The organism is Actinomadura flavalba DSM 45200 (assembly GCF_000374305.1).
Taxonomy (GTDB): Bacteria; Actinomycetota; Actinomycetes; order Streptosporangiales; family Streptosporangiaceae; genus Spirillospora; species Spirillospora flavalba.
The window spans coordinates 137,930-151,629 of record NZ_KB894099.1 but is presented as its reverse complement, the minus strand read 5'-3'; the positions used below and the strand labels follow the sequence as shown (position 1 = coordinate 151,629).

General features: G+C 73.8%; 17 protein-coding genes. 10 read left to right on the top strand and 7 right to left on the bottom strand.

The window, feature by feature from the left end; translation table 11 throughout:
• Positions 1-2 precede the first annotated feature (2 nt).
• Complete coding sequence (locus C229_RS0123245) at positions 3-1,277, bottom strand: hypothetical protein (protein ID WP_026314083.1); 1,275 nt, start codon at positions 1,275-1,277, stop codon at positions 3-5.
• Positions 1,278-1,647: 370 nt separating this feature from the next.
• Here C229_RS0123245 and C229_RS0123240 point away from each other — a divergent pair, with 370 nt between their 5' ends.
• Positions 1,648-2,898: a Mur ligase family protein gene (locus tag C229_RS0123240; protein ID WP_018657516.1), complete on the top strand. Its 1,251-nt coding sequence runs from the start codon at positions 1,648-1,650 to the stop codon at positions 2,896-2,898.
• Complete coding sequence (locus C229_RS0123235; RefSeq protein WP_018657515.1) at positions 2,888-3,610, top strand: type 1 glutamine amidotransferase; 723 nt, start codon at positions 2,888-2,890, stop codon at positions 3,608-3,610. The genes C229_RS0123240 and C229_RS0123235 overlap by 11 nt, the downstream gene beginning before the upstream one ends.
• A 37-nt stretch (positions 3,611-3,647) precedes the next feature.
• Here C229_RS0123235 and C229_RS0123230 read toward each other — a convergent pair whose 3' ends face one another.
• Positions 3,648-4,010: a DsrE family protein gene (locus tag C229_RS0123230; RefSeq protein ID WP_026314082.1), complete on the bottom strand. Its 363-nt coding sequence runs from the start codon at positions 4,008-4,010 to the stop codon at positions 3,648-3,650.
• Positions 4,011-4,186: 176 nt separating this feature from the next.
• Here C229_RS0123230 and C229_RS0123220 point away from each other — a divergent pair, with 176 nt between their 5' ends.
• The 4 genes from C229_RS0123220 to C229_RS0123205 all read left to right on the top strand — a co-directional run bounded on the left by C229_RS0123220 (position 4,187) and on the right by C229_RS0123205 (position 6,982).
• The gene (locus C229_RS0123220; RefSeq protein WP_033424696.1) at positions 4,187-4,705 is read left to right on the top strand and encodes a heme-binding beta-barrel domain-containing protein; all 519 of its coding nucleotides are present in this window, start codon (positions 4,187-4,189) and stop codon (positions 4,703-4,705) included.
• Between the two features lie 293 nt (positions 4,706-4,998).
• Complete coding sequence (locus C229_RS0123215) at positions 4,999-5,418, top strand: Fur family transcriptional regulator (RefSeq protein ID WP_018657511.1); 420 nt, start codon at positions 4,999-5,001, stop codon at positions 5,416-5,418.
• A gap of 9 nt (positions 5,419-5,427) precedes the next feature.
• Positions 5,428-6,414: a CAF17-like 4Fe-4S cluster assembly/insertion protein YgfZ gene (gene ygfZ / locus C229_RS0123210; protein ID WP_018657510.1), complete on the top strand. Its 987-nt coding sequence runs from the start codon at positions 5,428-5,430 to the stop codon at positions 6,412-6,414.
• 76 nt (positions 6,415-6,490) lie between these two features.
• Positions 6,491-6,982, top strand: coding sequence for a hypothetical protein (locus C229_RS0123205; RefSeq protein ID WP_018657509.1), 492 nt, complete (start codon positions 6,491-6,493; stop codon positions 6,980-6,982).
• On the opposite strand, the gene C229_RS0123200 is transcribed toward C229_RS0123205, so the two are convergent.
• Positions 6,975-7,565 (bottom strand): TetR/AcrR family transcriptional regulator, encoded by a 591-nt coding sequence (locus C229_RS0123200; RefSeq protein WP_018657508.1) that lies wholly within the window; start codon positions 7,563-7,565, stop codon positions 6,975-6,977. The two genes, C229_RS0123205 and C229_RS0123200, sit on opposite strands and share 8 nt — an antisense overlap.
• Before the next feature lie 83 nt (positions 7,566-7,648).
• On the opposite strand from C229_RS0123200, the gene C229_RS0123195 reads away from it, so the two are divergent.
• Positions 7,649-8,062 (top strand): VOC family protein, encoded by a 414-nt coding sequence (locus C229_RS0123195; RefSeq protein ID WP_026314081.1) that lies wholly within the window; start codon positions 7,649-7,651, stop codon positions 8,060-8,062.
• 41 nt (positions 8,063-8,103) lie between these two features.
• Positions 8,104-9,498: a tetratricopeptide repeat protein gene (locus C229_RS0123190; RefSeq protein WP_018657506.1), complete on the top strand. Its 1,395-nt coding sequence runs from the start codon at positions 8,104-8,106 to the stop codon at positions 9,496-9,498.
• Here C229_RS0123190 and dtd read toward each other — a convergent pair.
• Positions 9,495-9,920 carry a D-aminoacyl-tRNA deacylase gene (gene dtd, locus C229_RS0123185; protein ID WP_026314080.1) on the bottom strand — a complete coding sequence of 142 codons (426 nt, stop codon included), beginning with the start codon at positions 9,918-9,920 and terminating at the stop codon, positions 9,495-9,497. The genes C229_RS0123190 and dtd overlap by 4 nt on opposite strands.
• Before the next feature lie 44 nt (positions 9,921-9,964).
• On the opposite strand from dtd, the gene C229_RS0123180 reads away from it, so the two are divergent.
• Both C229_RS0123180 and C229_RS0123175 read left to right on the top strand, forming a co-directional pair.
• A complete protein-coding gene (locus C229_RS0123180) occupies positions 9,965-10,768 on the top strand; it encodes a beta-keto acid cleavage family enzyme (RefSeq protein ID WP_018657504.1) in 804 nt (267 codons plus the stop codon).
• A 28-nt stretch (positions 10,769-10,796) separates the two neighbouring features.
• Positions 10,797-11,765: an asparaginase gene (locus C229_RS0123175; RefSeq protein ID WP_018657503.1), complete on the top strand. Its 969-nt coding sequence runs from the start codon at positions 10,797-10,799 to the stop codon at positions 11,763-11,765.
• 9 nt (positions 11,766-11,774) lie between these two features.
• Here the strand turns inward: C229_RS0123175 and C229_RS0123170 are convergent, their stop codons facing one another.
• The 3 genes from C229_RS0123170 to C229_RS0123160 form a co-directional block, all read right to left on the bottom strand.
• Entirely contained in the window at positions 11,775-12,038 is a 264-nt protein-coding gene (locus C229_RS0123170; protein ID WP_018657502.1) for a hypothetical protein, read from the bottom strand.
• A gap of 76 nt (positions 12,039-12,114) precedes the next feature.
• Positions 12,115-13,317, bottom strand: coding sequence for a CynX/NimT family MFS transporter (locus C229_RS31550; protein WP_081640009.1), 1,203 nt, complete (start codon positions 13,315-13,317; stop codon positions 12,115-12,117).
• A 62-nt stretch (positions 13,318-13,379) separates the two neighbouring features.
• Complete coding sequence (locus C229_RS0123160; RefSeq protein ID WP_018657500.1) at positions 13,380-13,685, bottom strand: hypothetical protein; 306 nt, start codon at positions 13,683-13,685, stop codon at positions 13,380-13,382.
• Positions 13,686-13,700 lie beyond the last annotated feature (15 nt).

Here is a 13,700-nt window from a genome sequence, read left to right as displayed (position 1 = left end):
GGTCACAGGGCGTTCCAGGGCCGGGGCGGATGCCCGGTCTTGCGGGCGACGGGGTTCCACAGCGTCACGAACCGCTTCTTGGACACCGTGGCGCGCTGCTCGGCGGCGGCCCGGCCGGGCGCCTGCCCGGCGGCCGGACGCGGCTTGCCCTTGCACTTGCGGTTCTTCTGCGCCCACGCCAGCAGCGCCTGGTCGACCTCCAGGGACGCCTTGTAGGACTGCTCCAGGTACGAGCGCATCCGCTCCCCGTTGGGCAGCTTGTCCACCTTGAGGGTGCGGGTGCGGTCGAACTGGGCGCTGCGCCGCTGCGCGACCTTCTGGTAGCGGTCGATGGCGCGCGGCAGCGTCTTGCACGCGTTGCTCGCGTTGAGGCCGAGCGTGAGGTTGCGCCGCGCGTCGCCGCTGGTGTTGAGGAGCGCGTTGATCTGGGCGGCCTGCTGCCGCGTCGCGGCCGGGATCGGGTTCTTCTCCGCGACGGGCCGGCTCGGCTGCGACGTGCTCGGCTGCGCCTGCGGCGCGGCGTTGCGCTCCTTGCCGTCCGGGCGGAGGGCGATGACGACCGAGACCAGCGCGACCGTGACGAGCGCGGCCACGCCGCCGATCAGCACCTTGGGCGGCCCCTTGCGCCGCGGGGCCGCCGGTGCGCCGGGGCCGAGCGGCTCGCTCGGCCCGTAGTGCGGGTCGAACGGGTTGCCGGGCGGCGGACCCATCGGGCCGCCCATCGGCGGCGCGGCGCGGGTGACGTCGGAGGGCTGCGGCGACCAGCCGGGCGGACCCTGCGGCGGGCCCTGCGGCGCCCAGTCCTGCGGGTTCTGCGGCGTCCAGGCGGGCTGCTCGGGCGCCGGGGGAGGGACGTGCCGGGTGCGGTCGTCGTCGGCGGGGCGGCGCGGCTTGGCGTACCAGTCCTCGGGGACGATCGACTCGGTCGGGTCGGGCTCGGGTTCGGCCCAGGTGGGCGGCGGCGGGGGCGGCCCGGACGCGGCGGCGGGCATGCCGTGCAGCCCGTAGGTGCCGTTGACGGACGGCGCGGGCCCGGTCCTGCGGGTGACGTCCTCGTCCCGGTCGGCGTCGGGGTCGAACGTCCACGCGGCGGTGGACTCGGCGTCGCGCGGCGGCGCGGGCGCGGACGCCCAGGAGGGCGGTGGCGGGACGAGGACCGTCCCCTCGGCGACCGGTGCGCCGAGCGGCTGTCCCGCGGTGCCGGTGAGCCGGGTGCCGCAGGTCGAACACGTGCCGAGCGTCCCGGGCGTGTTCGTACCGCACGTCGGACACAGCATCAGTTCAGAACCTCGCCTTGGTCGCCGAGTTCGCCCGCGGTCGCGCGGCGGCCGCGGTGCTCCCCGCGAAGCAGCAGGGACCCCGACAAAGTACTGGGTGGAGCCGCTCGCGGGCGCCCCGATGGGAATCTGCCGGCCGGAGCCCCCTGGCCGATCGGAGCTTCGCACGCAATCACGAACGACCGATACAGGTCAAGAACGACATGTGTGGTTTACCCGGTCGGGCGTGACGCTCGTCGCATTTTCCCGCGATTCATGGCGAGTTGCTCGGACGCGGCGCCGCGACCTCGCGACCCGTCCGCGCGCCAGCGGCTAGGCTGCGGGAATCTGAGGCGCCCGACGCACGAAACATCCGGAGAAGACGGAGTCCATGAGCGATCTTCCGCTGCGGTCGCAGCTCGCCGTCGCCCTCGGTCGAACGGCCGCGAAGATGTCCCGCCTCGCGGGCAAGGGCGACGGCTCGGTCATCGGAGGGCGGATCGGCCTCCGCCTCGACCCCGAGCTGCTGACCCGCCTGGCCAAGGACCGCAAGCTCGTCCTCGTCAGCGCCACCAACGGCAAGACGACGACGACCCGGCTGATCACCTCGGCGATGACACCGCTGGGCGAGGTCGCCACCAACGCCTTCGGCGCGAACATGCCCACCGGGCACGTGTCCGCGCTCGCCTCCCAGCGCGGCGCCCGCTACGGCGTGCTGGAGTGCGACGAGAAGTACGTCCCGATGGTGCTCGCCGAGACCGGCGCCAACGTCGTCGCGCTGATGAACCTCAGCCGCGACCAGATGGACCGTGCCGCCGAGATCTGGCTGCTGGCGGGCAAGTGGCGGCGCGCCCTGGAGGCGTCCCCGCAGAGCCACGTCATCGCCAACTGCGACGACCCGCTCGTCACCTGGGGCGCGTCCACCGCCAAGAGCGTCACGTGGGTCGCGGCGGGCCAGCACTGGCGCGAGGACTCCTGGTGCTGCCCCGAGTGCGGCGGCCCTCTCGACCGGCAGGACACCGAGGAGAACAGCGACTGGCGCTGCCGCCAGTGCCATTTCTCCCGTCCCCGGCCCGACTGGGTGCTGCGCGGCGAGGAGATCGTCGCGCCGGACGGCCGCGCGTTCTCGCTCAACACCGTCCGGCTGCCCGGCCGCGCCAACCGCTCCAACGCGGCCATCGCGCTGGCCGTCGTCGCGCAGTTCGGCGTCCCGCCCGAGCAGGCGCTGCCGCTGCTGTCGGAGGTCACCTCCGTCGCCGGGCGCTACACCACCGTCGAGAGCCAGGGCCGCGCGATCCGGCTGCTGCTGTCGAAGAACCCGGCGGGCTGGCTGGAGGCGTTCGACGTCCTGGCGCCCGCGCCCGGCCCGGTCGCGCTGTCGATCAACGCGCAGGGCCCCGACGGCCGCGACACCTCCTGGCTGTGGGACGTCGACTTCCGCATCCTGCGCGGCCGTCCCGTGTGGGTCGCCGGAGAGCGCCGCATCGACCTGGCCGCCCGGCTGGAGGCCGCCGAGGTGCCGTTCACGCTCGTGGACGACATCGACCAGGCCGTCATGGCGGTGCCGCCCGGCAACATCGACGTGATCGCCAACTACACCGCCTTCCAGGACATCCGAACGAGGTACGGCCGTGTCGTCTGACCACATCAAGATCGTCTGGATCTACCCGGACCTGCTCAGCACCTACGGTGACCAGGGCAACACGATCATGCTGGAGCGGCGCGCGGCGCTGCGCGGCATCCCCACGCGGACCGTCCACCTCCGCTCGGACGAGCACGTCCCCGACGACGGCGACATCTACCTGCTCGGCGGCGGCGAGGACCGCCCGCAGATCCTCGCCGCGCAGCGCTTGCGCAAGGACGGCGGGCTGCACGCCGCCGTCCAGGCGGGCAAGGCGGTCTTCGCGGTGTGCGCGGGCTACCAGATCCTCGGGCACGAGTTCGGCGGCGAGGAAGGACAGCCGCTGCCCGGACTCGGCCTGCTCGACATCCGCAGCGGACGCGGCGAGCGGCGCGCCGTCGGCGAGGTCGTCGGCGACGTCGCGGCCGAGCTGAACGTCCCGCGCATCACCGGCTTCGAGAACCACCAGGGCGTCACGAGCATCGGCCCGAACGCCAAGCCGCTGGCCAAGGTCGTCGCCGGGGTCGGCAACGGCGACGGCCAGGGCTTCGAGGGCGCCTACGCCGGGCACGTCCTCGGCACCTACATGCACGGCCCGGCACTGGTCCGCAACCCGGCGCTGGCCGACCTGCTGCTCTACTGGGCCCTCGGCGTCGAGATCCCGCCGCTGGACTACTCCTGGGCGGGCCGCCTGCGCGAGGAACGCCTGAACGCGGTCCTCCCCGCGACCTGACACCGGTGGAGGCCCCGGGATTCCGGGGCCTTCGCCGTCAGTAGACGAGGGCCTGCGCGCCGTCGGCCGTGGCCTCTTCCACGAACGTCGGGGCGCCCGCGATGCGGACGCCCGGCAGGACATCGCCGGGGCCTATGTCGCGGCGGGCGGCGCACTGCGTGCACACCGTCACCGTCCCCCCGTCGAGGACGATGGCGAGCAGGTCGGACAGGGGGCTGGCGTGGGGCAGCTCGAACTGTTCCGCGCGGCCCGGCAGGCCGTACCAGGACGCCTCGCCCGTCAGCCACAGCGACACCGGCACCCCGCTCGCCACCGCCGCCGCCGCGACCGTGAACGCCTGGTTGCATCGCTCCGGGCCGTCCTCGCCCGCCGTCGCCTTGATCACCAATGCTCTCGCCATGACGGAGCACTCTACGCCGCGCCCCGCCGCGTCCGGGAGGGCCGGGGACTAGGGTGCGGGACGTGGGCATGGTGAACGCGATCCTCTTGGTCCTGGCGTGCGCGGCGGTCGTCGTCGGCGCGGCGCTGCTCGTCGTCCGGCTGTCGCGGCTGGGGTAGGCGCTACGCTCGGTGGACATGGAGCCCGAACTGCACCCCGACCTGAAACCGCTGGAATTCCTGCTCGGTACGTGGGAGGGCGCCGGCGTCGGCGACTACCCGACGATCGAGGCGTTCCAGTTCGGGCAGGAGGTCACGTTCTCCCACAACGGGAAGCCGTTCCTGATCTACCAGAGCCGCACCTGGCTGCTGGAGGAGGACGGCTCGATCGGCCGTCCGCTCGGCACTGAGACGGGTTACTGGCGGGCCCGGCCGGACAACGAGCTGGAAGTGACGCTCGCCCACCCGACCGGCATCGTGGAGATCTACGTCGGCCGCGTCGCGTTCCACCGCATCGACCTCCAGACCGACGTCGTCGCCCGGACGGAGTCGGCCAAGGAGGTCACGGCGGGCACGCGGATGTACGGGCTGCTGCCGGAGAAGAACGGGGTGCGCGACCTCGGCTGGGTGTACGAGATGGCCGCGATGGGCCAGCCCCTCCAGGTGCACCTGTCGGCGCAACTGCGCCACGTGACCCCGGTCGCCTCCGGGGAATGAGAAGTCCCCGGACGTTCCCGCGTGGGCGGGACGATGGGAGGACTCGCCCATCACGTCCGGGGACCGGTGTCTGCCTTGGATTCGCCGGTCGCGTCACGACCGGACGCCCCCTCCGACGGCTAGCACGTCAAGCGGAGGCAGTTCCCTTGGCGCACGGCGACTAGCGGACAGCCACCTCGCACAGAGTCCTACTGTCACTCATACTTAGGACCACCTCCTTTCCTGCGTGACCGCAACGTATGCGACGCGTGCGGTGCGAGGCAAACGTTTTCTCCGGGACGTACACTGCCCGCATGACCGAGACGTGGCAGGAGGAGCTGCGGGCCAAGGGATACCGGGTCACGCCGCAGCGGCAGCTCGTGCTGGAGGCGGTCACGAACCTGGAGCACGCGACGCCGGAGGAGATCTGCACCGAGGTGCAGCGCACGGCCAAGGGCGTGAACATCTCGACCGTCTACCGGACGCTCGAACTGCTCGAAGAACTCGGCCTGGTCAAGCACGCCCATCTCGGACACGGGCCGCCGAACTACCACCTGGCGTCCGACGCCGAGCACATCCATCTCGTCTGCCGCCGCTGCGGGTCCGCGCAGGACGCCGATCCGGCCGCCGCGACCGGGCTCGCCGACGAGCTGGCCGCCCGGTTCGGGTTCGTCACCGACGTGCACCACCTCACGGTGTACGGGGAGTGCCGGGAGTGCCGTCCCGGCGCATAGCCTGGGGGCATGAGCAGCCCGCTGTTGCAGACGCAAGGGGCCGTCGCGGCCGACGCGCCCGACCAGGACATCGCCCTCCACTACGGCGAACCGGCGCAGGAGCAGCGCGCGCTGGAGGCGGGCACCGCGTTCGTCGACCGGAGCAACCGGGGCGTGGTCACGGTGACGGGGCCGGACCGCCTGTCGTGGCTGCACAGCCTCCTCAGCCAGCACCTCACCGCGCTGGCCCCGCACACGCCGACGCAGGCGCTGCTGCTGGACGCCAACGGCCGCATCGAGCACCACCTGCACCTGCTGGACGACGGCGCGACCGTGTGGGCGCACGTCGAGACGGGCACCGCCCCGGCGCTGGCGGCGTTCCTCGACCGGATGCGGTTCATGCTGCGCGTCGAGGTGGCCGACGTGTCCGACGCGTACGCCGTCGTGACCGGCCCGCCGCGCGGTGAGCTGACGTTTCCCGACGTCGCCGGTCTCACCACGTCGATCATCCCGCGCGCCGACCTGCCCGCCCTCGCCGCCGAGCTGCGCCCGGCGGGCATGTGGGCGTACGAGGCGCTGCGCGTCGCCGCGCACGTCCCGCGTCTGAACCTCGACACCGACGCCCGCGCGATCCCGCACGAGATGGGGTGGATCGAGGACGCGGTGCACCTGAACAAGGGCTGCTACCGGGGCCAGGAGACGGTCGCGCGCGTGCACAACCTGGGCCGCCCGCCCCGGCGGCTGACGTTCCTGCACCTGGACGGCAGCGTCGACCGGCTGCCCGCGCCGGGCGACCCGGTGGAGATTCCCGGGGGGCGCGCGGTGGGCGTCGTGGGGTCGGCGGCGCGGCATCACGAGCTGGGGCCGATCGCGCTGGCGCTGGTGAAGCGGAACGTCCCGGTGGACGCGGAGCTGCTGGCCGGGGGCGTGGCGGCGTCCCAGGAGGTGATCGTGTCACCGGACACTGGCGCGAACGCGCAGATCGCGTTGCGGCGGCAGCCCGCAAACCGGGGGTAAAACGGGGCCGACCCGGGCAAAATCGGCGGGGAAGGATTTCTTCGTCCGCCGCCCGGGAGAGGTTGGGTCCTGACCGATGGTCGCGAACCTGGGGAACGAGGGGCCGTCGGTCGTCCGGCGCGGTGCGGCGGGCCGCCGCCGACGGCGCCGCCGGGAGTCGGCGCTCGTCTGGTGGGCGCTGTTCGCGGCCCTGGCGGGCGCGGCCGCGTGGCGGGCGTCCTGGCGGCTCGCGCTGCTGGCGCTGCTGCTGTGGTGCCTGTACGAGTTCCTCTTGGTTCCGACGATCTGCCGGGTGCTGACCCGGCAGGGCTACGCGTGCCGCGAACCCGTCCGGGGGCGGCTCTTCGCGTGCCGCGTCGAGCACCAGAGCGTGAAGGGCGACGCGCTGTGGCGGCTGGTCGGACGGCGGCGGCGCCGCCCGCCGAGTGACCCGAACCGCGACACCGGCGTCGTCGTCTACTCCCCGAAGCTGCGCGGACGCCTGGCGCGGACGGACCTGCTGCTCGTCGTGCTGGCGGGCGCGGGGACGGTGGTGCTGGTCGCCGGGGCCGTCTACGGGCTCACCTGAGCCCGCCCAGCAGCCGGTCGAGCGCGGCCGTGGTGGCGCCGACGTCGGCGGCGTCGCCCTCCTGCGCGAGCCACAGCGCGGCCTCGTTGAGCGCCCCCGAGATCAGCCGCGCCAGCGGTGCGACGGGCTGCGGCGCGATGGTGCCCGCCGCGACCAGTTCCTCCAGCGCCTCGACGAGGTGACGGCCGGACGCCGCCTCGTCCATCCGGCGCCACTCGTCCCAGCCGAGGACGGCGGGGCCGTCGATGAGCATGATGCGGCGGACGGCCGGGTCGGCGCCCGCCTCCAGGAAGGCGTGGCAGCCCGCGGTGAAGCGGTCCCACGGGTCGGTGCGGGCGTCGGCGGCGGCGGCGACGCGGGCGCCGACCTCCTCCTGGACCTGTTCGAGGATCGCGCGGAAGACCGCCGCCTTGCCCGTGAAGTGGTGGTAGATCGCGCCCTTGGTGACGTCGGCGGTGGCGGCCAGCTCACCGACGCCGACGTCGGCGTAGCCGTAGCGGGCGAACAGGCGGCGGCCGCGGTCGAGCAGGAGGCGGCGGGTCTGCTCGCGCTGGGCGATCCTGCGGGCCGTTGCGCTCTCCATGGGCCTCCTTGACGTACCGGCGGTATGCGAACTAGCGTAGTGGACATACCAGCGGTATGTGAGTCTTTCGGAGAGGTCCCGCCATGAGGTTGTCCAGCCTGTATCCCGTCATCGCCACCGACCGCGTCGCCGAGACGGCCGCGTTCTACACCGACCTGTTCGGCTTCGAGACCACCTTCGCGGCCGACTGGTACGTGAGCCTGCGCCGCACCGAGGCGCCGCACCAGGAGCTGGCGATCCTGCGCTACGACCACCCGACGGTGCCCGAGGGGTTCCGCCGCCGGGTGTCGGGCGTCCTGCTCAACTTCGAGGTGGACGACGTGGACGCGCAGTGGAGCCGTCTCGTCGAGAGGGCGGGCCTGGAGGCGCACCTGGCGATCCGCACCGAGGAGTTCGGCCAGCGCCACTTCATCGTCTCCGACCCGGCGGGCACGCTCATCGACGTCATCACCGAGGTGCCGCCCGGCGACGGCTACGCGGCGAACTTCGTCGGCTGAGTGCCTACGCTGGCAGCCGGAGCGAACCACCGGGAGGCACCATGCGGCGGGACGAACACGGCCTTGCGGTCGCGGCGGCGAGCGACGCGGCGCTCCGGCACTTCGACCAGGCGCTGCACGAGCTGCTGCACTTCCGCATCGAGGTCGACGCGCAGGCGCGGGCCGCGCTCGCGGAGGAGCCCGGCTTCCCGCTCGGCAACGTGCTCGCCGCCTATCTCGGGCTGCTGGGCACCGAGGCCGACGCGGCCCGCGAGGCGCGGGAGAACTTCGCGGTATTCCTCGACGGCGCGGACGTCACCCGGCTGCCCGAGCGGGAGCGGGCGCACGTCGAGGCCGTCCGCGCCCTGCTCGGCGGCGACTTCCTGCGCTGCGGGGCGCTGCTCGCGCTGATCACGCAGCGGTGGCCGCGCGATGTCCTGGCGCTCATCGCCGGGCACCAGATCGACTTCTTCACCGGCAACGCCGCGCTGCTGCGCGACCGGGTCGGCGGCGCGCTGTCGGCCTGGAGCGAGGACGACCGGCACTACGGCCACCTGCTCGGCATGTACGCCTTCGGGCTGGAGGAATCGGGGCACTACACCCGCTCGGAGGAGGTCGGGCTGCGCGCCGTGAGCCTGAACCCCCGCGACGTCTGGGGCATCCACGCCGTCGCCCACACCTACGAGATGCAGGGCCGGTTCCGCGACGGCCTGCGCTACCTGGACGAACGGCACGAGCACTGGTCCACCGGGACGTTCTTCAACGTCCACACCTGGTGGCACTACGCGCTCTACGCGATCGAGGCGGGCGACACCGCCCGCGCGCTGGAGATCTACGACGCCGTCCTGCACGGCCCCGAGTCGGGCGAGTCCGTCATGGAACTGCTCGACGCGGCGTCGCTGCTGTGGCGGTTCTTTCTGGAGGGCGACGACCAGCGGGGCCGCTGGTCGATGCTCGCGGACGCGTGGGCGCCCAAGGTCGAGGAGCCGTTCTACGCGTTCAACGACATGCACGCGGTGATGGCGTTCGTCGGCGCGGGCCGGTTCGGGGACGCCGACCGCCTCGTCGCCGTCCGGGAGAGGTACCTGGCGTCCGATCTGCCGGGCGTGACGAACCAGGCGATGACGGCGGACGTCGGGCTTCCCGTCTGCCGCGCGTTCATCGCCTACGGCCGCCGCGACTTCGCCGCCGCCGTCGCCCACCTGGCCCCGATCCGGCACCGCGTCAACGACTTCGGCGGCAGCCACGCCCAGCGCGACGCCGTCCAGAAGACGCTGCTGGAGGCCGCCCTGCACGCCGGCGACCACGACCTCGCCCGCACGCTCGTCAGCGAACGCCTGCACGTCCGCCCGTGCAGCCCGTTCAACTGGCTCAAGCACGGCGCCCTCACCGAGGCGATCGGTGACCGCGCCACCGCCGCGACGGCCCGCGCCCGCGCCGCGTCCCTCCGCGCCTAGATCTCGACGATCAGGGTGATGGGGCCGTCGTTGGTCAGGGAGACCTTCATGTCCGCGCCGAAGACGCCCGTCGCGACCGACGCGCCGAGGGCGCGGAGTTCGGTGACGACGGCGTCCACGAGGGGTTCGGCGACGTCGCCGGGGGCGGCGGCGATCCAGGTGGGGCGGCGGCCCTTGCGGGCGTCGCCGTAGAGGGTGAACTGGCTGATGACCAGCAGCGGGGCGTTCAGGTCGGAACAGGACCTCTCGTCCGGCAGGACGCGCAGCCCCCACAGCTTCGCGGCGAGCCGCCGCGCCTTCTCCGGGGTGTCGTCGTGGGTCACCCCGACGAGCACCATCAGCCCCGGACCGTCGATCGCGCCGGTCACCCGGCCGTCGACGGACACGCTCGCCTCACTGACACGCTGGACTACTGCACGCATGACGTTGCATTCTGCCGTGTATGGAGGCAACGACGCTTCTCACGGTGGCCCCGACGGGTGCCGAGTCCGCCAAGGCGGACGTCCCGGCCCTACCCGTCACGCTGGACGAGCTGGTGCGGACGGCGAAGGAGTGCGAGGCCGCGGGCGCGGCCGTGATCCACGTCCACATCCGCGACGGCGACGCCCGGCCCACGCTCGACGTCGGACGGCTGCGCGAGACCGTCCGGGCGCTCCGCGAGAACACCGCGCTCATCGTGCAACTGTCCACGGGAGGCGCCGTCAGCGACTCCTTCGAGGACCGGCTGGCCGTCCTGGACGCCGAGCCGGACGGCTGCTCGCTCACCTGCGGCACCGTGAACTTCGGCGACGAGGTGTTCGCGAACCCGTGGCCGTTCATGGTCGAGCTGTACGAGCGGGCGCGTGAACGCGGCGTCGTCCCGGAGTTCGAGCTGTTCGACCTCGGCCACGTCGCGGCGCTGCACCGCCTGCTCGACCGGCACGGCCCGCCGCCCGGCGGGCGCGTGCACTGCGACTTCGTGCTGGGCGTCCCGGGCGCGATGCCCGGCGACCTGCGCACGCTGGCCGCCGCCGTGGCGGCGCTGCCGGAGGGCGCGACGTGGTCGGCGACGGGCGTCGGCCGCGCGTCGCTGCCGGTGCTGTTCGCGGCGCTGGGCGGCGGCGGGCACCTGCGCGTCGGCATGGAGGACACGCTGACGATCGCCAAGGGCGAGGCGGTGACGTCCAACGCGCAGCTCGTGACGCGCGCGGCCGACGCCGCCCGGCTGGCGCGCCGTCCGCCGATGTCGCCGCAGCAGGCCCGCGGTTTCCTCGGCATCACCGCTGGCTAGGGTGAGTGGTGATCACCTAGGGGGCGGGATGCGGGTCAATCCGGTGCTGGTCGAGGTCGAGCGGTCGGGCTTCGTGGAGTCGTGGCACCGTGGGAGCGCGGTCGGGCTGGCGCCCGGCGGCGAGGTGGCCGTGGCGGCGGGCGAGCCCGACCAGCCGGTGTTCCCGCGCTCGGCGAACAAGCCGATCCAGGCGGTCGCGATGCTGCGGTCCGGGCTCGATCTGGACGGCGAGGCGCTGGCGCTCGCGGCGGGCAGCCACTCCGGCGAGGACTTCCACGTCGAGGCCGTCGAACGCGTCCTGGCGGCGGCGGGCCTCACCTCCGCCGCGCTGCGCTGCCCGGCGGCGTGGCCGCTGGACGCCGAGGCCGAGCGCAACGCCGTCCGCGCGGGCTGGCAGCGGTCGCCGCTGCGGATGAACTGCTCGGGCAAGCACGCCGGGATGCTCGCCGCGTGCGTCGCGGCGGGCTGGCCCACGGAGACCTACCTGGACGCCGACCATCCGCTCCAGCTCGCCGTGGAGGCGGCCGTCGCGGAGCTGACCGGCGAGAAGCCCGCCGCCGTGGGCGTCGACGGCTGCGGCGCGCCGTTGTTCGCGGTGTCGGTGACGGGCGTCGCCCGCGCGTTCCGCCGTCTCGTCGTGGCCGACCCGGGCACGCCGGAGCGCCGCGTCGCCGACGCGATGCGCGCCGCGCCGCAGTACACGGCGGGCACGCGCCGCGAGGAGACGCGGCTGATGGAGGCGATCCCCGGCCTGCTCGTCAAGTGCGGCGCCGAGGGCGTGGACGCGTTCGCCTACGCCGACGGCCGCGCCGGCGCCGTCAAGATCGACGACGGCGCGATGCGCGCCCGCACCCCGGTCACGGTCGCGCTGCTGCGCGCCCTGGGCGTCGCCGAGGAGACGCGGCACGACCTGGAGCGGCTGGCCGCGCCGGAACTCCTCGGCGGCACCGACCCGGTCGGCGCGGTCCGCGTCGCCCCGGGCCTGTTCGGCCGCTGAGCGCGGCGGTCACTCGCGCGGCGGCTCGGAGTGGGAGTAGATCCCGGGCGAGTAGGCGTGGAAACCGCCCTTGACCGGGCCGCGGTCGTGGCTGAGCGGCTTCCGTTCGCGGCGCAGCGCCTGGCGGACGCCCCGGGTGCCGCGCGCGGTGATCGTCATGCCCCGGGCGGTCAGGTACAGCCAGCCGATCAGGGCGAGTGCGATGAGGACGGGTCCGATGAAGCGGATCGGTCCGGTGCCGAGCATCGCGGCGTACGTGGTGGTGTCCGTCATGGTGTACTCCCCTCTGGGGGAGGGTCTGCCCGGTGAAATTGCGCAAAACTTGCGCATGTTGCTTTCTTGGCCGGGTCTAGACCGGACTTTCGGATAGAGCGGGCGCATCGTCGGGGGCGCCGACCGTCCGCGACCGCGCCGCCGCCAGTCCCGGCACCGTCAGGAACGCGACGATTCCCAGCAGCACCGCCCACGGCACGTTCCAGCCGCCCGTCGCGTCGTGCAGCGCGCCGATGCCGAGCGGTCCCAGACCCGCGATGACGTACCCGCAGCCCTGCGCCATGCCCGAGAGCCGCGCGGCCGTCCCCGCGTCGTGCGAGCGCAGCCCGATGAACGACAGCGCCGCCGCGAACGCGATGCCCTGGCCGAGGCCCAGCACCACCGCCCACGCCCACACCGACCCGAGCGGCGCCCACGCCAGCCCGGCGAACCCCGCCGCGCTGAGCCCGACGACGGCCAGCACCAGCGGACGCTGGTCGCGCGCCCGCGCCGCCACGACGGGCACGGCGAGGGCCCCGGCGGCCTGCGTCAGCGTCGACAGCGCCATCGCGAACCCCGCCGCCTGCTCCGACAGGCCGCGCTCGTGCAGGAACGTCGGCAGCCACGCGATGACGACGTAGGCGAGCAGCGACTGCGTTCCCATGAACCCCGTCACCGCCCACGCCAGCGGCGACCGCCACAGCGGCGTGCCGGTGACGACGCGGCGCGGCGCCCACGGCGACCGGACGGCGCGCGGCAGCCACGCCACCAGCGCCAGCGCCGCCGGGACGACGAGCAGCGCGAGCGCCGTCCGCCATCCGCCCACGGCCGCCGCCAGCGGCACGGCCACCGCCGTCGAACCGGCGGCGCCGAACGTGATCGCGACCGTGTACACCGACGTGACGCTCGCGATCCGCCCCGGGTGGTCGCGCTTGATGATCGCCGGGATCGCGATGTTCCCGATGCTGATGGCCAGCCCCGCGACCAGCGACCCCGCGAACAGCGGCAGCGGCGCGTCCAGCAGCCGCAGCGTCACGCCGCCGATGAGCAGCGCCATCGCCGCGACGAGCAGCGCCTCGCCGCCGGGCGTGCGCCGCAGCAGCGGCGCCAGCAGCCCGTACGCGCCGAGGAACGCCAGCGGCAGCGTCGTCAGCGCCCCCGCCGCCGTCCCCGACAGCGCCACGTCGGCCCGGATCTCCGGCAGCAGCGGCCCGACCATGGTGATCGCCGGGCGGAGGTTGAAGGCGGCCAGGATGATCAGCGCCACCCCGGTCAGGGTGGCGGCGCGCCGAGATGTCACACGACCTCCGGAAGGACGGCTTCCCGCACTCTGTCACGTCCCGGCGCGCGGTGGGGATTCGGCTAGTGGGCCGTCGGCGGGTCCTCGCGGCGCCCGTGCGCGCGGTGCGCGGCGTCGTCCTCGGCGGGGCGGCCCGACGTCGTGCCCTCCGGGTTCTCCGACCAGTCCGCCGACGGGTCGATGACGCCGCCCTGGACGGGCCCGCGATGCGGTCCGGCGTCCTCGGCGGGCAATTCGACCTTCTTGCGGGCCGCCCGGGCGGTCAGGAACATCCAGGTGGCCAGCGCGGCCACGATGAGCAGCGGTCCGACGACCAGGAGCGCGTTGGCGCCCACCGGCGACGAGTCCGCGAGCGGTGCTGCGAGCATGGGGTCCACCTCCTC